This is a genomic window from Mucilaginibacter sp. (assembly GCF_025362475.1).
Lineage (GTDB): Bacteria > Bacteroidota > Bacteroidia > Sphingobacteriales > Sphingobacteriaceae > Mucilaginibacter.
Window position 1 is genome coordinate 1 of the sequence record NZ_JANYGH010000006.1, and the last position, 16,788, is coordinate 16,788.

General features: G+C 41.2%; 16 protein-coding genes. 6 read left to right on the forward strand and 10 right to left on the reverse strand.

Annotated elements, in window-relative coordinates; all coding sequences use genetic code 11:
- The coding region (nagB, locus tag Q0R88_RS03035; protein WP_295712066.1) for a glucosamine-6-phosphate deaminase at positions 1–1,569 on the reverse strand (1,569 nt) is incomplete at its 3' end.
- 103 nt (positions 1,570–1,672) lie between these two features.
- On the opposite strand from nagB, the gene Q0R88_RS03040 reads away from it, so the two are divergent.
- The 3 genes from Q0R88_RS03040 to Q0R88_RS03050 all read left to right on the forward strand — a co-directional run bounded on the left by Q0R88_RS03040 (position 1,673) and on the right by Q0R88_RS03050 (position 5,226).
- Positions 1,673–2,860: an anhydro-N-acetylmuramic acid kinase gene (locus Q0R88_RS03040; protein ID WP_295712069.1), complete on the forward strand. Its 1,188-nt coding sequence runs from the start codon at positions 1,673–1,675 to the stop codon at positions 2,858–2,860.
- Between the two features lie 46 nt (positions 2,861–2,906).
- Entirely contained in the window at positions 2,907–4,412 is a 1,506-nt protein-coding gene (locus tag Q0R88_RS03045) for an NAD(P)H-hydrate dehydratase (RefSeq protein ID WP_295712071.1), read from the forward strand.
- A gap of 226 nt (positions 4,413–4,638) precedes the next feature.
- On the forward strand, positions 4,639–5,226 hold the full coding sequence (locus Q0R88_RS03050) for a pyridoxamine 5'-phosphate oxidase family protein (protein ID WP_295712074.1): 588 nt from the start codon (positions 4,639–4,641) through the stop codon (positions 5,224–5,226).
- Here the strand turns inward: Q0R88_RS03050 and Q0R88_RS03055 are convergent.
- The 6 genes from Q0R88_RS03055 to Q0R88_RS03080 all read right to left on the reverse strand — a co-directional run bounded on the left by Q0R88_RS03055 (position 5,223) and on the right by Q0R88_RS03080 (position 9,976).
- Positions 5,223–6,083: an anti-sigma factor gene (locus Q0R88_RS03055; protein ID WP_295712077.1), complete on the reverse strand. Its 861-nt coding sequence runs from the start codon at positions 6,081–6,083 to the stop codon at positions 5,223–5,225. The genes Q0R88_RS03050 and Q0R88_RS03055 overlap by 4 nt on opposite strands.
- A 2-nt stretch (positions 6,084–6,085) precedes the next feature.
- Positions 6,086–6,637 (reverse strand): RNA polymerase sigma factor, encoded by a 552-nt coding sequence (locus tag Q0R88_RS03060; protein ID WP_295712080.1) that lies wholly within the window; start codon positions 6,635–6,637, stop codon positions 6,086–6,088.
- Between the two features lie 24 nt (positions 6,638–6,661).
- A complete protein-coding gene (lipA, locus tag Q0R88_RS03065; RefSeq protein ID WP_295712082.1) occupies positions 6,662–7,543 on the reverse strand; it encodes a lipoyl synthase in 882 nt (293 codons plus the stop codon).
- A gap of 400 nt (positions 7,544–7,943) precedes the next feature.
- Positions 7,944–8,273, reverse strand: coding sequence for a bacillithiol system redox-active protein YtxJ (ytxJ, locus tag Q0R88_RS03070; RefSeq protein ID WP_295712087.1), 330 nt, complete (start codon positions 8,271–8,273; stop codon positions 7,944–7,946).
- 344 nt (positions 8,274–8,617) lie between these two features.
- The gene (gene ribH / locus Q0R88_RS03075; RefSeq protein WP_295712090.1) at positions 8,618–9,112 is read right to left on the reverse strand and encodes a 6,7-dimethyl-8-ribityllumazine synthase; all 495 of its coding nucleotides are present in this window, start codon (positions 9,110–9,112) and stop codon (positions 8,618–8,620) included.
- Positions 9,113–9,298: 186 nt separating this feature from the next.
- Positions 9,299–9,976: a tetratricopeptide repeat protein gene (locus Q0R88_RS03080; protein ID WP_295712093.1), complete on the reverse strand. Its 678-nt coding sequence runs from the start codon at positions 9,974–9,976 to the stop codon at positions 9,299–9,301.
- 341 nt (positions 9,977–10,317) lie between these two features.
- Here Q0R88_RS03080 and Q0R88_RS03085 point away from each other — a divergent pair, with 341 nt between their 5' ends.
- On the forward strand, positions 10,318–11,124 hold the full coding sequence (locus tag Q0R88_RS03085) for a helix-turn-helix transcriptional regulator (protein ID WP_366086660.1): 807 nt from the start codon (positions 10,318–10,320) through the stop codon (positions 11,122–11,124).
- A 47-nt stretch (positions 11,125–11,171) separates the two neighbouring features.
- The gene (locus Q0R88_RS03090) at positions 11,172–11,651 is read left to right on the forward strand and encodes a DUF1772 domain-containing protein (RefSeq protein ID WP_295712099.1); all 480 of its coding nucleotides are present in this window, start codon (positions 11,172–11,174) and stop codon (positions 11,649–11,651) included.
- A 745-nt stretch (positions 11,652–12,396) separates the two neighbouring features.
- Here Q0R88_RS03090 and Q0R88_RS03095 read toward each other — a convergent pair.
- The 3 genes from Q0R88_RS03095 to Q0R88_RS03105 all read right to left on the reverse strand — a co-directional run bounded on the left by Q0R88_RS03095 (position 12,397) and on the right by Q0R88_RS03105 (position 14,132).
- Complete coding sequence (locus tag Q0R88_RS03095; protein WP_295712101.1) at positions 12,397–13,104, reverse strand: DNA alkylation repair protein; 708 nt, start codon at positions 13,102–13,104, stop codon at positions 12,397–12,399.
- A gap of 73 nt (positions 13,105–13,177) precedes the next feature.
- On the reverse strand, positions 13,178–13,426 hold the full coding sequence (locus tag Q0R88_RS03100) for a 4a-hydroxytetrahydrobiopterin dehydratase (protein ID WP_295712104.1): 249 nt from the start codon (positions 13,424–13,426) through the stop codon (positions 13,178–13,180).
- A 457-nt stretch (positions 13,427–13,883) separates the two neighbouring features.
- On the reverse strand, positions 13,884–14,132 hold the full coding sequence (locus Q0R88_RS03105; RefSeq protein ID WP_295712107.1) for a hypothetical protein: 249 nt from the start codon (positions 14,130–14,132) through the stop codon (positions 13,884–13,886).
- Between the two features lie 692 nt (positions 14,133–14,824).
- On the opposite strand from Q0R88_RS03105, the gene Q0R88_RS03110 reads away from it, so the two are divergent.
- Positions 14,825–15,979, forward strand: a complete 1,155-nt coding sequence (locus Q0R88_RS03110; protein WP_295712110.1) for a TlpA disulfide reductase family protein — start codon at positions 14,825–14,827, stop codon at positions 15,977–15,979.
- Positions 15,980–16,788: the final 809 nt, after the last annotated feature.

The window sequence follows — 16,788 nt, forward strand, 5'->3', positions numbered from 1 at the left end:
AGGGTCGGCAAAATCTCCGGCAGCAAAAATTTGTTGTGGCTTTATTTTTTGAAGCAGGTTGATAGTTAACTGGATATCTTCCTCGCCAACCGTATTCTTTTTGGTTTTACCTGTTTCGTAAAAAGGCAAAGCCATAAAATGGATATGGTCATCTTGTAAACCTGCATAACGTGCACCAGAGATCGCTTCTGTTTTACGGATAAAGCCTTTTACATTACGGATTTCGCGGGTATCAATCTGGTTAGGTTGTTTCTGCGGAAAAAACGCGCGCATTTCTTCGTATAGTTTGGTTAGGTGTGCACCATCTTCGCCAATGCTATTGGTAAAATCGATGGCGAATTCCATGTAACGTAAAACATCATCATCCCAAACGGCGGTATTACCCGATGTTTGGTAAGCTACGTGTACATCATGTCCCTGGTCTACCAAACGGATAAATGTTCCACCCATTGAGATCACGTCATCATCCGGATGCGGGGAGAAAATGATGGAGCGTTTTTTGGCAGGTAAAGCACGTTCCGGGCGTTGTGAATCGTCCGCCTCCGGCTTGCCACCCGGCCAGCCGGTAATGGTATGCTGTATCTGGTTAAAAATATCAATGTTGATATTATAAACCGGGCCTTGCTCTACCGCGAGCTGGGCCATACCATGGTTGTTATAATCCTCTTCGGTTAATTTTAATACCGGTTTGCCAATGGTATCGGCTAACCAGATCACCGCTTTCTTTTTCAGGATATTATCATCCCATGAACAATCTTTTACTAACCATGGCGTATCAAAACGCGTAAGTTCTGATGCCGCGTCTTCATCCAATACAAATTCTACATGGTCAGATAGTTGCAGGTAAGTAGCAGGTACCTCACCAGATATTTCGCCTTCTACCGCTTTTTTTACAATAGGCGCTTTCTTGGCGCTCCAGGCCATCAGAATAATTTCTCTTGCTTTGAAAATGGTGCCAATACCCATGGTGATGGCTTTGGTAGGCACATTTGCCTTGCCTCCAAAATCACGGGCGGCATCGCTGCGGGTCAGGTCATCTAAAGTAACCAGGCGGGTACCCGAGTTTGGTGCCGATCCCGGCTCGTTAAAACCGATGTGACCGGTACGGCCGATACCTAATAATTGCAGGTCTAAACCGCCTAATTCTTCAATCTGCTTTTCATAATTCAAACAGAAGGCCACCACGGCATCTTTATCTAAAGTACCATCGGGGATGTGTACATTGGCTTTATCGATATCAATGTGGCTGAATAAATTCTCATACATGAAAGTAACATAGCTTTGGGCGGCATCGGGCTTCATGGGGAAGTATTCGTCCAGGTTAAAGGTTGTTACGTTTTTAAAAGATAAACCTTCTTCCTTGTGCAGTCTTACCAGTTCGGCGTAAACCTTAATTGGCGTTACACCTGTTGCCAGGCCAAGCACGGCTTGTTCGCCTTTGCTTTGCTTATCACGTATCAGGGTAGCTATCCTTGCCGCTACTGCCAGTGATGCTTCCTGCTGGTTGCCATAAACGCTCACCGGCAGCTTCTCGTACCGGGTTTCTTCCAATAAATTTAATCGAGCCATGGGATGGGGTTGAATTTGGTTGAAAACAAATATATCAGATATTTACTTAGTGCGCCTATTATTTTAACTTTTGTAAATGCCCAACAAGTAGTAATTTAACCGGATGTTACCTTTTAACCAAAATTTGCAGCAGCTTTTCCATATCGCCCAAAAAACGACTAAAATTGGGATCGGTTTAATGTCTGGAACGTCGCTTGATGGGTTGGATATCGCCCTGTGCAGTTTTACCGGTAACGGTTTGCAAACCCGGTTTAATTTATTGCAATTTATCACTATCCCCTATCCGGAGAGTTTTAAAAGCGAAGTACAGCTGATATTTGCCCGCAAGACTATAGACCTGGAAAAGTTGACTGTTTTAAACGCTTATATTGGTAATTACCATGCCGACCTGGTGCTGCAGGCACTTTCAAGCTGGGAGATGGCGCCAGCTACGGTTGACTTTATAGCAAGCCATGGGCAAACCATTTATCATGCGCCTAAGAGATTGCATAAGCAGACGGATTATCCTAACGCCACCCTGCAAATTGGTGATGGCGATCACCTCGCTGTAAAAACTGGAATATTGACGATTAGCGATTTCAGACAAAAACACGTAGCTGCAGGCGGCGAGGGGGCACCGCTGGCATTATATGGCGATGTGTTATTAGGTAGCAAACCCGGCGAAGACAGGGTATTGCTTAATATTGGAGGCATTGCCAACCTAACCTATTTACCTGCTGATGGCGATACTACGCATGTGTTATGTACGGATATTGGCCCGGGGAATACCCTCATTGATGCCGCCTGCCGCAAATATTTTAACAAGTCTTATGATGAAGATTCCAATATTGCCAATAGTGGTAATGTAAATGATGAATTGATAAGGGCTTTACTTGGTCATCCATTTTTTGATGAATCAGCCCCAAAAACTACAGGACCTGAATTATTTAATTTGAGGTTTGTTGAAGAGGCACAGATTAGCTCGGCAACTGAAAAAATCAGCCACGAAGATCTGGTAGCTACTTTAAGTGAGTTTACTGCAACATCTGTCATCAATTTTATAAAAACTAATATTAAAGCTGCTGATCTTAAAATATTTGTAAGTGGCGGTGGCGCCAGAAACCCTTTTGTGATGGCCCGTTTAAAAAAAGCTTTTGGTAACATTGAAAACACCAACAGCCTGGGTATTGACCCGGATGCTAAGGAGGCTATTTTGTTTGCCCTGCTTGGTAATGAGGCTTTGTGCGGCGAGCCTATGCATATTGGCAAAAATCCAAGAGTCTTGATGGGGAAGTTTAGTTTCGCGGTTTGACAATATTTATCAAAACAAAAGATATAGTTCCTTACTTTAGAGGTATATGCTACCCCTACTCATTTCCGAACAAATACGAAAGGCCGATGCATTTACTATTGCTAATGAGCCTATCACTTCCGTAAACCTGATGGAGCGGGCCTCTAAGGCATTTGTTGGCTGGTTCATCAATCATTTTCCGGATAGGGCTTTATCCATATCCTTTTATTGTGGTACGGGCAATAATGGCGGCGATGGGCTGGCTATTGCACGCTTGCTGAATGAACACCATTATAAATGTATAAAAGTTGTTATAGCCCGCTTTAGCGATAAGCAGTCAAATGATTTTACTATTAACCTGGGGCGGCTAATACAAACAGATATTCCTATTACAGAAATAGACGCTGGTGGCGGCATCCCAGATGAAAACAGCGCTATAATTATTGATGCCTTATTAGGAACCGGCTTAAATAAACCCCTTGCAGGTGACTATGAACGCCTGGTAAAACATATCAATACTTTAAACAGTACGATAGTTGCAGTAGATGTACCCACCGGATTTTTTTCGGAAGGGGAAGTTGACCCGGACGCAACGGTTATAAAAGCCGACCTTGTAATTACTTTTCAACAACCGAGGATCAATTTTTTATTGCCGGAATCTGCGCTACATATTAACTGCTGGGAGGTAGTAAACATTGGGCTTAGTGAAAAATTTGTGCGCGATTTAAACTCTTCCTACCAGTTTGTGGAGGAAAAGGACATTCGTATTATTTTGAAACCGCGGCACCGTTTCAGCAATAAAGGCACTTACGGGCATGCCCTTATTATTGCTGGGCAGGCAAAAACAATGGGCGCAGCATTGCTTTGCGCGTCGGCCAGTGCTCATGCCGGTGCGGGATTGACAACAGCCTGCGTTCCTGATAGTGGTTTAGTGGCCTTAAATAGCTATTTGCCCGAAATTATGGCCATCGTTCGTAATGAAGATGAACCGCCGGAAATTGAATGGGATAAATTTAACGTCATAGCGGTTGGCCCAGGCTTAGGTAAGGGGGCTGATGCCGTTGACTTATTATCAGCCATCATCAAAAACTATAAAAAGCCATTAGTAATTGATGCCGACGCGCTTAATTTATTGGCTGCGGATAACAAATTATTAAAAGCGATACCTGCGGGAAGTATTTTAACGCCGCATATGAAGGAGTTCGATCGCTTATTTGGCGAGCATAAAAGCTGGTGGAAGAGATTGCAAACTGGAATAGAACAGGCGAAGAGCCTTAATATTTATATCGTATTAAAAAACGATTATACTATAATAATAACGCCCGACGGTAAATGCTATTTTAACCCTACAGGTAATGCCGCAATGGCTTCGGGGGGTATGGGAGATGTTCTTACCGGGGTTATTGCCGCTATGCTGGCTCAAAAATATTCTCCTTTAGAAGCTTGTTTGATTGGGACATATGTTCACGGTAAGGCCGGCGATGAGCTTGCGCTGCCAAACCGCCTCAATGTTATTTTACCGGGTAAGCTGGCTGCTCAGCTTCCGGCTACCATGGCAAAATTAATGGCATAAAAAAGGGATGCAAGTATCGTACATCCCTCTTTGATTAACTATTAACTGATCTTATAAAGAACAAAATACTCATGTTTATGAGTTAGATCTATCACTTTAATTTTCGTTACTTCACAGGTTCTTTTTAATCTAACTGGTTATAAGACGTCTCTACCGTCCTAATAGTTACAAAAAAACGAATAAATGGTTTGGGTTATTGTTAAATAACCATTAAATAATTTACAAAGTGCATATTTCTTTAACAAATATTGTGATAAATAGCTGGGAGAGCCTTGAAAAGGGGAGTTTGCAGCCCGGTCATCCTTTCAGGAACATGGTGATATCCACACAGGGAGATGGCAATATAGGTATGGCTACTGTTATTTTAAGAGCAGTTTCTGCCCATGATAGCTTGCTTATATTTTATACCGATGTGCGATCAAATAAGGTGTTTAATTTGCAGAATAATAATAGCATTAGCATGTTACTTTATAGTGATGCCGATAAATTGCAACTTATATTAAAGGGAAATACTACTCTTCATAATCAGGATGAGGTTACCGCCGGGCATTGGGCTGCTTTAACAAATCAGGGCAAAAGATCATACATGGCGCATCCTGCCCCGTCATCCAAAATAAATGATCCGGCTGATGGATTGGAGTACATCAATGATGATACCTGGAATGATGCATTAATAACGGGGTATCAGAATTTTGCTGTTATAAAGGTTGCAGTTAATCTAATGGAATATTTGAAACTAAACCAAACAGGGCATCGCAGGGCAAGCTTCAATCTTATAAAAAATAATTGGATGGGTAGCTGGCTGGTGCCTTAGTACTTGCCAAGAACCATCATTTGGTCCATCGTTGGGTTAACACTACCGCCCCGTGGCTCCAGGGTTACTGCGAAGGCATCGGCGGAGGCGATTGATTTCATCTCCTTAATATCGGTAATGGTATCTCTTTTGGCATCAAATACGCCAAGATCAACCGGTTTGCCACCTACAAGTGCCCAAAGCTGGTACTGATGTTCCTTATCATTTTCAGGCATTTTCATATTTGCCATGTCGATAACTACTTTTTTCTGCCCCGGGCTAAACGCAACGGTTACAACCGATGAGGGAGTTTTGGCTGTACCTTTTAAATGAATCAGCTTATATGAAGTATCACGAAAAACAGATAGTTCCTTATCCATCAGGTTAACCCTGTTTGCAAAATGCTGTTTATCAAGCTGCAATGCAACCAGCTGATTGTTTGAATCCTGTAATTTGCTGTAAACGCTTACCAAAGCAATGGTGCTGGCTATTAATAGGGCAAGACTTGCTGCGAAGGCGTATTTGTAGAAATCGTTTTCTTTTCGCGCAGGTAAGGGTATTATATTGTCGTCTTCTTCATCTGCAATATCGGTATCATCTTCAACATCAGTATGCCGGGGGGCGGCGGTAAAGTTTCTGTCATCACCTAAGTTGGTAAGCAGGCTGCCTAGAACCCGGCTGCGTAAATTTTTTGAAGGCTCAACCTCATTTTCTTTTGCATACAGTTCCATTGAGCGCTCTATTCCATCCAGTTCTGTTTTTATTTCCGGATATTTTGAAGCCATCTCTTCCACCTGTCGCTTTTCGTTGGGGGTTACATCCCCCAAAACGTAAAGTTCCAGAATGCCTGATTCTATATATGCCTTTATCTCTTCCACTTTCAATTAAAATATTTTCTGAGCTCCTGTATGCCCATTCTTAACCTGGTTTTAATGGTACCCAAGGGGATGCCTAACTCTTCGGCAGCTTCCACATGCGTGAAGCCTTTAAAGTAAACCAAATCGATAATCGATTTTTGATCGGGTTTTAGTGACTGTACCAGTTCTTTAACGCCCATTAACTCAGGTTTGTAAACTGTACTCCTTTGCGAGTCTATGGAAGTTACGTTATTTTCAATCTCCTGGTTTTTGTTTTGATTCTTAAAGTCTTTTGATCTGATTTTATCAATGGCGAGGTTACGTGCAATATTAACCATCCAGGTAAATAAGCGTCCTTTTTCGGTAGTGTAGCTTGAAAAGGAATGCCAGATTTTTACGAAAGTTTCCTGTAAAACATCTTCCGCTATTGCGGTATCAATAACAATGCGTGAAATAACACCATACAATGATGATGAATACATATCATAAAGCGCTTCAACGGCGATCTTTTCATGATTTCTCAATGCAAGAACCAGTTCTTCTTCAGAAAGCGATATTTTATGTTTTTTACTCAACTTGGTGAATATATAAAGGATTTTCTACAAATCAAACAGGTGTTTTTCTGCATGATAGGATGAACGAACCAATGGCCCGCTTTCCACGTACTTGAAACCTTTATCAAGGCCAATTTGTTTTAAATGAGCAAATTGATCTGGATGGATCCAATCGAGTACCGGGTGATGGTTACGTGTTGGCTGTAAATACTGGCCAAGTGTTAAAATATGTACACCGGCTGTTAACAGATCATCCATGGCCTCTAAAATATCTTCTTCAGTTTCGCCCAGACCAAGCATTATGCCCGATTTTGTACGAAGGCCAGCTTCAGACACGTGCTTTAAACACTCCAGACTACGATCATATTTGGCCTGGATGCGCACTTCTTTGGTAAGTCGCCTTACGGTTTCCAGGTTGTGTGAAACTACCTCGGGCCTGGTTTCCAGAACGCGGGCAAGGTTATCCCAGTTACCCCTGAAATCAGGAAGTAAGGTTTCTAAAGTAGTATCAGGGCTTTCGCGGCGGATGGCATTTATAGTTTCGGCCCAGATGATAGAACCACCATCTTTAAGGTCGTCACGATCAACAGAGGTGATAACGCAATGTTTCACCTGCATTAGTTTTACGGAAGTGGCTACACGGTTAGGCTCATCAACATCCACAGCTAAAGGCCTGCCGGTTGCTACGGCGCAAAACGAGCATGAGCGGGTACAAATGTTACCCAATATCATAAAAGTAGCCGTGCCGGCTCCCCAGCACTCGCCCATATTGGGGCAATTACCACTCTCGCAGATAGTGTGCAGTTTATGTTCATCAACCAAACCGCGCACGTGTGCGTATTCTTTTCCAATTGGAAGCTTTACCCTCAGCCAATCTGGCTTACGTTGTACCTGGCTTACTGCGGGAACTACCGGCAATTCAATCATGTTACAAATGTAGTTAAAAACCGTATAACCAATTATAGGGTTACGGCCTGGTTGTACGAATTATTACAGAACACTGATGTGACTGACATCCAGCCGAAGGTGTTCGCTTTTATGGATGTACACGCCCGATTTTGATTTTATTAAAAACAACCTGCTTATAACCAGTTACTTAAGTGTTCGTGAAATGTGCGGGTGTTTTTGGAGATGTTTTATTTTGCTTGAATATCAGCAAGTTATGTATTTGCCTGATAAAAATCCGAACACCCCGAACACTTGATTTATAAAAATCCGAACACCTGTTTTACTTCGCAATCTGTACAAACAAAAAATAGCCCCGGAATGCTTTGCCGGAACTATTTTTTATCAATTATAAGTATTGAAATTATCTTGTGCCCTGTTATCAGCTTAAAACCGATAACGCTTCTTCCACCGAAATTGCGCCGTGGGATTGATCAAGCACACACTCGCCATCCTTAATAAGCAACAATTGCGGCGACTCATGATGCACCTGGAAAAGTTGTGCTACCAAACCCGATAGTTCGCGGTGTTTGATGAGATCCAAAAAATAAAGGGGCATATCTTCAGGGAGGTCTTCCCAATCCAGCTCGAAACGTCTTTTTGCCATCATGCTGATGGAGCAACGTGTACTATGTTTAAATATCAGGCTATGGCCCTGGTGTTGTTTTATCTCGTTAAGTTGATCTGCCGATTCAAGCGGTATCCAATTCATAAAAAAATTATATATAGTAAAAGAGTCAGGGATCACGAGTTAAGAATCAAGACAATTGTAATCTGCACTATGCCTTATGCATCTGCTTAAATACTCCAATTATCTCAATTCTTACTTTTAAGTCCCGGCTCCAATCATAACGTTATTATAACACCAAAACTGATGATAGTTTTTAAGGAGCTGCAAAAAATGACATTTGCCTGTTACCGGCCGGCTTTAGGATATGATCCGTAAGCGGGGCATAATTTGTTTGAGCATGATGATATGCTGCCAATTACCAGGGCTATAATAGCTATGTAAATTATTTTTTTCATCGTTTTAACGCAATAGTTGTTTAACGCAAATTAACTGTTTAAAGTTGCGGCAAGCGCTGCCATTTTTATAGCAGTAATTGCAGCTTCATCACCTTTATTGCCATGTTTGCCGCCTGCGCGGTCAATGGCTTGTTGTTGGTTATCAGTTGTTAATACACCAAATATAACAGGTTTTGAATATTTTATGGCAACATTACTTACTCCGTTTGCAACCGCGTTGCAAATAAAATCAAAATGCCTGGTTTCGCCTTGTATCACACAGCCTAAGCAGATCACTGCATCCAACTTACCGCTTTTTAGTAAAAGATCGGCACCTGATGTGAGCTCAAAGCTGCCTGGTACGGGATGCACAAAAATATTTTCTGGCAGGGCGCCGTGAGCAATCAGGCTATTATAAGCACCCTGGTAAAGGGCGTTGGTAATCTCTGCATTCCACTCGGCTACAGCAATGCCAAAGCGGTAGGCCGCGGCAGACGGGATTTCGGTATTTGAAAAATCTGAAAGGTTTTTTAATTGTGTAGCCATTTTTTTATTTCGGATTTCGGACGTTCGATTTGGAATTTATTTTTTTATTTCGGAATTGAGCGTTCGGATTTTTTACTTACTGTTTGATATAAAAAAGAAATGTTCGATTCCTGATTCGTGCAAAGGTAATATTACCAATTCACAAATCCGAAATCGAACATTCGAAATCAAAAAATCCGAAATCAATTATAATTTCGCTTCGGCACGAGCAATATACTCGTCTATATTTTGTGCTTCTGCGCTTTCAGGATATTCTGTTTTTATCCTTTTGTAAGCATCAACAGCAGATTTATTGTCTTTAGTTTCTTCGTAAACAAGGCCCAGCTTCTTTAAATAAAGAGGCGATAAAAACTTGTTTTTTGCTTTATCAACAGCCTTGCTAAAAGAAGTTGCTGCTTTATCGTATTCTTTTAATTCTACATAAGCATCACCGGTGTTGCCAAGAGCTTCGGCAGCAACCATACTATCGTCGCCACGGTAGCTATCTAAGTTTTCAATGGCTTTGCGATATTCACCTTTGTTTAAATAAGCGGTACCTAAATAAAAATAAGCAAGGTTTGCAGCTTTAGTATTGCTGTAATCGCTGATGATCTTTTTAAAACCGGGGTAGCTGGCATCACCATTAATGGCTTTATCCCAGTCTTTTTTGGCCCAGAAATCCTGAGCTACATACATTTGATTGGTAGCAGTAACTTCACGTGGACCTAAATACAATTTCAGGTATAAAAAATAAATTGCGATGAGAGCAATAACGGCTCCACCGATAAATAATAAGCTCTTTTGGTTCTCGCGTACGAAATTGCTGCTCTGTCCCAAATTGGTTTCTGTTGCTGCAACTTTGGTATTCGCCTGGTTTTTTGACATTGTTATAACAAAATTAAGTTTGCAAAGTTACGGTTTTCAAAATTTCTGGCAATAGCTTTTGTGTTAATTCTTTAGGGTATGTTTTTTTAGTGGTTTTGCGCCGGGGGCGGTGAGTGGAGAATGGTTGATTGAGTGAGTGGTTGGGCGCCTGGCTCGCAGGCGTTTTATGCCTGTTTCACCCTTATTTTACGCCATGTTGTTTTGGACCGCGTTTAGCTTGTAATAAACTCCGGAAAGCGCAAAGCTCTCAAAATTAATTACTTGCATCTTGAAATAAAAATCCGTTCCTTTATTATGCTTACCGAAAATTTTTATGGTACTAATAATCAATTGCCTGGAAATTGAACTACAACTATTACATACCAAAGGAGCCCTGTTTTAAGAATGTGATACATTCTGTTTGGCAGGTTGATGTTTTTCATCTCTTTCAAAAGGAATACATTATACCCAAAGGAGTGGTAGAAGTTATTTTTAACTTTAGTGACAGCGCTTCTATCCCGGCTCAATTGGGCAGTAAATTACATTATTTATCAAATTGCTTTATTAGTGGGTTTAACACAGCGCCCATACAGCTCCATCTTCCAAAACAACAGGTTTTTTTTGGCGTATTGTTTCAACCTTCGGCGGTAAAAGAGATTTTTAAGATACCTGCCTGCGAATTGTTAAATATTACGGTCGACTTAACCCTGCTTGATTCAACTTTTCAATCGCTTTGGCACCAGCTTGCCGAACAAAATGATTTTGATGCCCGGCTATCTGTTTTTCTTGCCTGGCTGAGGCGGAATTTGGTTGATTGGCAACCCCGGGAACAATTAATGAATAATTTTATATATGCGCCAAATCAATATGATGCATCTGTAACAGCGCTGGCCAATTCATTATGTTATTCGCCCAGGCATTTATCAAGGAAACTTTTTGAGGCAACCGGAATGAATACCGAAGAAATTTTGCTTTATAAAAAATACCTCCATGCGGTGGATTTAATTCACCAGGGTAATTTATCACTGACGGAAATTGCTTTACAAAGCAACTTTGCCGACCAATCGCATTTTATCAGAACTTTTAAGGCTTATGCAGCAATAACACCCGGCGAATACAAACGGAGCATGAGCAATATCAAGGGGCATATCTACGAAGATGTCCGTTAAATACAATTCTGCAGCTTATTGGCGAAGCATCTTTGCAGAAAAAAAACATGAAAACAATATTCTTATTTGCGTCCATCAGTATTGCCAGCGGGCTGCTGTTTGTAAACCTTTATACTTCTTTGGTTGATGCGAGGTCGTGGGGTGGCGACATTCCTAACTCCATAGCTACAGCAAGGGAGTATTTTAAAACGGTAAGTCCGGGTAACTTTTTCAGACTAATTTCGCCCGTTAACCAGGTATTGGGCCTGTTGGTTCTGATCCTTTTTTGGAAATCGGCTCCGTCTATCCGGCTGTGTTTAGGGGCTGCTTTTGTTTTATACATTTTAGCGGATGTATTCACCTTTGCTTATTTCTACCCTCGTAATGACATTATGTTTAAAACCGCGCAACTCAGCGATGTTGATTTGCTTAGAAAAACAGTATCAGAATGGAGTTTGATGAACTGGATCCGCTCCTTAATTATCCTGGCAGGGCTCTTTTTCTCTTTTATCTCGCTGCATAAAATTTATTTGCTTAATACTAAATAGCGGTATAAGGGGGGATAAGTCCTTCCTTGCGGGTTGCATTTTGAAAGGGAAAAAGGTGTAAACTAACCAAGGCTAAGACTCACCCTGTCGAGGCTTCGCCCGACTTTCCCTCTCTTCAACTTCGTTGGAAAGAGGGGATTTAACTTACGGTAATAAAGAATAAAAAAAATCTTCCCCTCTTTCCGCCGCAGGCGAAGAGAGGGGCGACCGGCAAAGCCTGGTCGGGGTGAGTCTTAGCCAGTATACAGAGCCGATTACAAGGTTTAACCTAAACAAATTATAGACTAAGTATAAAATCAGAGAGATCTTAAAAGCGAAACGACGTTTGAAAAGTTTGTCATCCTGAGTTGTAAAATCCGGTGGCCTCTGAAGGAGAAAATGACGTAACAAAAATGGCTGTCATCCTGAGCCTGTCGAAGGATAGCGGGCAAAGGCCTCTCCGCGCGAGTCTTCGACAGGCTCAGACTGACAGGTCCACACGCCTCAAAATCCAATACGTCATGGGTAGGAACGAAGGATCTTCTTCGCCCTGCTCTTCGCCGACTTTTATAGTGAAGAAGATCCTTCACTGCGTTCAGGATGATAAAAAGTTTTTTTAGCCAATATGTTATAGGTAGGAACGAAGGATCTATTTGCAGGCTGTAAAGGGCGAAGAAGCATGGCGAATAACAGATCCTTCGCTACGCTGAGGATGACAAAGGAAATTTGAATGCCGGAGCTTCTGGCTTATAAAGAAGCGCAAAGTTCAGCACTTCACCGTTTTTTTCTTTTTGCCGAGTGATCCGCGGTCTTTTACCTTGTTTATATAGTCAATGGCGTCGGGTACTTTGCAGCTGGTGCCGTTGGTATCAACATAAACGGGGCCAATTTGGGCTGCTGCTGCCATGGCTTCGTTGCTGAGGCTGGTGATGTAACAACCTACATTTATTACAAAAATGTTCATGCGTGATCTTACCCTGTTGCCCGCTGTGTGGATATTTTCTATCACTCTCGTCAGCAAAGCGCGGTATGTGTCCATATCAAGTTCACTATCTGCTTTCAGGGCACTGAGGTTGCCCAGGGTTGACCATCCTGCTGCCGCGATATGGTCCTGTTCACTATCTATCCATTCCATAGCCAGTTCAAAGCCGTAATTACTGCCCGCGGCTACCCATGGCACTGTATATTCGTTAATGTTATTGGAGAGGGCCTGCTCTGCCCAGGTTTGCAAATCGGCCTTAGTCATTTTGGTATCATCGGTAACAAGGCCGGCCAGGTACATGGCATCGGCATTGCCGGTGGCGTAAAGCTCCTTAGCCAAAGGGTAATCTTTTTTTACCTTTTTTTGGATTGTTTTTAAATGCTCAATCTTTACACCAAAAAAAGGTTCTTTAACGCCATGCTTTAACAGAATGGTTTTGATGCTTTCGCTGCCATGCGCTTGCAGGTCGGCCATAATTTCGGTTACAGTCATTACTAAGCAGTTTAGATAATTGATTTAAAAATACCTATTTTCAATTATTAAAAACACCCCGACTATTAAAAAGTTATACCGAAACAATCCCCAATAATTTATCAATGCTAGCGGCCAATGCCCTGTCCTTATCAGTAACGATATTGCCCTTATCATGAGTAGAAAGCCAAATTTCTACTTTGTTCCATTCATTTCTCCAGGTAGGGTGGTGATTGTTCGTCTCTGCCAACAGAGCAATACGGGTCATAAAAGAAAATGCTTCTGAAAAATCCTTAAATACAAAAGCTTTATAAAGCTTGTTATCAATTTCCTGCCATGCCATAATTTTATTACCTCCTGTTGCTTAACAGGTGAGTTGATAACATGTTTCATTATAGCAGCTTTTGTCATCCTTCAAGCTTTACTCATGATGAGTTTGTTTTACGCCATGCAATCGGCTCTGTATGCTGGCAACGACTCACCCCGGCTACGCTACGCTGGCCGACCCTCTCTTCGGCTTCGCCGGAAAGAGGGTCAAAAAAGGTATTTTAATTTCCAGTCCCCTCTTTCCAACGAAGTTGAAGAGAGGGGTGTCGGGCGCAGCCTCGACGGGGTGAGTCTTAGCCTTGGTTAGTTTACGTCATTTCCTTTTCGGAGTTTCGCGAAATTGTATTACTTAAGATGACAAACCTCTTAAAACGTCATTTCTCTTTCAATGTCTCCGGATTTTATTCCCGACAATGACAATCGGTTTTATTAATTGATAAGGTCCAAAAGTACTTCGTCCGAAAGTCCAAAATTCACACCTTTTCCGCTGTAATCAGCGCCGTTCCGGTTTCATCAATGTGCACATGGCAATCGGCGACAGAAATATGATGTTTAAATTTATTGATAGGTTCAATCCAATCGCGGGAAGTAAAAACCGGCGCGTGGATGCTTACAGAATCGACCAGTATTTCTTCACCATCCAAAACCAGGCGCCAGCACAGATCCTGGCCATTACTCTCGGTATTAAAACGTATTTGGGCAAGCGCCACTTGTTTGTTCATGTTGCAAATTGTGATGGAGGCAAAACGCTTGATTGGTGGGATTAGTATATAGGTGAGCAGGTTTTAAATGAAAGGATATATAATTGATACATATCATAATAAAATAGTTTATTACTGAGGATGCGGCTTCCAACGGATTAAAATCCGTTGTTACAATATGAGCCGGGGCCACGCCCCTGGGTTATTTAGAAGAATAATGTTGGGCCTTTTAAAATGTAACCCTGCCCCTTAGTATGCGTCTTCAGGATGCTTGTTTCAAAGAGAGCCTGAGGGGACTAAAGAGAAATTCGATTTTCAAGCCGGGTTAATTATCTTTTTTTCATAGAGCCATCGGCTCGAAAATATTGTAACAACGGATTTTAATCCGTTGACCATAGGCCAAAAGGAAAATGAGTGCCGTAGGCATGGCGCATAACTTTAAATAGAATTTAGCCTAACCCTCCTTCTATATTATCGTCATGTTTTTCTTATATAAAAGTATTATATTGCCCTTATATCTAAATCGCTATCAATGTTTCTTAATAATATTTCCGTTGTTGCCTGTTTTTTATCAGGTACAATTCTTCCCGTAGGTATAGTACCCCAACAAGTCGATTTTTTAGCTATTTGAAATCAATGGGCATTTTCAAATAAGCCCCTCAAAATGTGTGTAAGACCGCACTCGATCTAATGATGTTAATTAAAACTTTGTGATGCAAAAAATATCAAGTACACTAACCTTCTTTTTTTGTTTGTTTTTAATGTCCCAGGCAAATGCGCAAATTACCAGGGAGAAAGGCTATCTGATTAATGGTACTATAATAGGTATAGACACCGGTGTTGTGCGCATGGTTTCAAACGATTCGGATGTAATAGATAGCGCAATCATTGTGAAAGGTAAATTTGTTATGCGAGGAAAAATAGGGTTGCCCGATAGAAGGTCATTTTTGATCGCGCCGGGAAATTGGGCATTCCGGGGTTTTGTAGAGGATACAGTAATATCATTTGGCATTGATACCTCGGATGCTATGCACCAATATTCCGGAAAGAAAGATTACCCGATGATATGGCAAATCAAAGAAACGGGATCTAAACTATCTGATATTTACACCAAATATCAAAATGAAACAGGACAGACATACTTTCTTTCCCTTGTTAAAAAACCTAAAACCGCTCACCGTGATTCTATTGTTAATATCGAGAACAAAAGAGATTCTATCCACGAGCTTCTGATAGCTAAGGAAAAAGAATGGGTTGAAAGTTATATTCAGCAATACCCTGCATCTACCGCCGGGATTTACATATTTTATGACTTTTGCAATACATTACCTGATATCTCGCCAACTTATTTGCAGTCCGTTCTTAAGCAATTTTCAGGTTTAGCAAAAAGTTCCACTTACTATGAGGCGTTAAACAAAAAATTGGCAAACTTAGAAAATAAGCAGGTAAATAGCCTCGCACCTGATTTTACGCTGTTAAAAAAAGATAAAACAAGATTTAAGCTTTCTGCTACTCGTGGAGACTTTACAATGATAGACTTTTGGGCAAGCTGGTGTGTGCCCTGTAGAAAAGGTATTCCTAACTGGAAAAAAGTATATGCAAAATATCATCAAAAAGGGTTTAATATCATAAGCGTGTCTGACGACAGGAATTGGGATAATTGGATACGTGCGCTTGATAAAGAGAAAATGCCATGGTTACAAGTTGTTGATGAATATCATTCAAAGAGCTCAGCAGGTAGGGTGGGTGAGTTATATGGAGTAAGATTTTTGCCTTTTTTTGTATTACTGGATAAAGAAGGCAAAGTGATTCTTGCTTCAGGTGATGAAGGTGTAATGACAAAAAAAATAGAGGAAGTTTTGCAATAATATACGGCGCATGAGTTATATCCTTATCTTATGTGTTATAAAAAAGCCTAACTATTAATAGCAAGCAGTAGCCGCCAATTATTCAATTTATTCAATGAATAAACTAAGCAAAAGTAATTCTATTTTAATGGTCGTTTAATCATCTTTTTTCCTCAGAGCCATCGGCTCGAAGATATTGTAACAACGGATTTTAATCCGTTGATCATAGGCCAAAATGAAAATGAGTGCCGTAGGCACGGCGCATATCTTTTAAGATGATGCCGATATTTTTAGTGGATGGCTAAAAAACAGTTAACCTACTGATTATATGGGTCGAACCTATGGTTCTTTTATATACTGATTCTTTTTCAACGGATTAAAATCCGTTGTTACAATATGAGCCGTGGCTACGCCACTGATTTATTTAAAAGAATAATATTGATTTCCTTAAGCACTACTACTTTTTTATCCCCCAACCCCGCGTAAGGGATTGACGTGGATACCGGCCAAAGTGCGTAAGGCCTGCAGGCGTATGAACAAAAAGCCCGACCCGCCCCTATCGGCGGGTTACGCCATTATGGGTGAATGGTTAATTAGTGAGTGGTTGATTAGATTAAAGTTTTGTTGGTAAAAAGGTTAATATGGTTGATTGGTGAGTGGTTAAGTGGGTTGAACTTTTGTTAGCAAAAAGGTTAAATTATTTAAAACATAGGTAGCCGGTGGGAGTTCCCAACCTAACCAACCTAACCAACCTAACCAACCTAACCAACCTAACCAACCTAACCAACCTAACCAACCTAACCAACCTAACCAACCTAACCAACCTAACC

Bases quoted from the DNA above. Each gene is read 5' to 3' on its own strand.
- Q0R88_RS03045 (WP_295712071.1), top strand. From the start codon at position 2,907: ATGCTACCCCTACTCATTTCCGAACAAATACGAAAGGCCGATGCATTT.
- Q0R88_RS03100 (WP_295712104.1), bottom strand. From the start codon at position 13,426: ATGGCATGGCAGGAAATTGATAACAAGCTTTATAAAGCTTTTGTATTT.
- Q0R88_RS03105 (WP_295712107.1), bottom strand. From the start codon at position 14,132: ATGAACAAACAAGTGGCGCTTGCCCAAATACGTTTTAATACCGAGAGT.
- ytxJ (WP_295712087.1), bottom strand. From the start codon at position 8,273: ATGAATTGGATACCGCTTGAATCGGCAGATCAACTTAACGAGATAAAA.
- Q0R88_RS03040 (WP_295712069.1), top strand. From the start codon at position 1,673: ATGTTACCTTTTAACCAAAATTTGCAGCAGCTTTTCCATATCGCCCAA.
- Q0R88_RS03080 (WP_295712093.1), bottom strand. From the start codon at position 9,976: ATGTCAAAAAACCAGGCGAATACCAAAGTTGCAGCAACAGAAACCAAT.
- Q0R88_RS03095 (WP_295712101.1), bottom strand. From the start codon at position 13,104: ATGACTGTAACCGAAATTATGGCCGACCTGCAAGCGCATGGCAGCGAA.
- Q0R88_RS03110 (WP_295712110.1), top strand. From the start codon at position 14,825: ATGCAAAAAATATCAAGTACACTAACCTTCTTTTTTTGTTTGTTTTTA.
- lipA (WP_295712082.1), bottom strand. From the start codon at position 7,543: ATGATTGAATTGCCGGTAGTTCCCGCAGTAAGCCAGGTACAACGTAAG.
- Q0R88_RS03090 (WP_295712099.1), top strand. From the start codon at position 11,172: ATGAAAACAATATTCTTATTTGCGTCCATCAGTATTGCCAGCGGGCTG.
- ribH (WP_295712090.1), bottom strand. From the start codon at position 9,112: ATGGCTACACAATTAAAAAACCTTTCAGATTTTTCAAATACCGAAATC.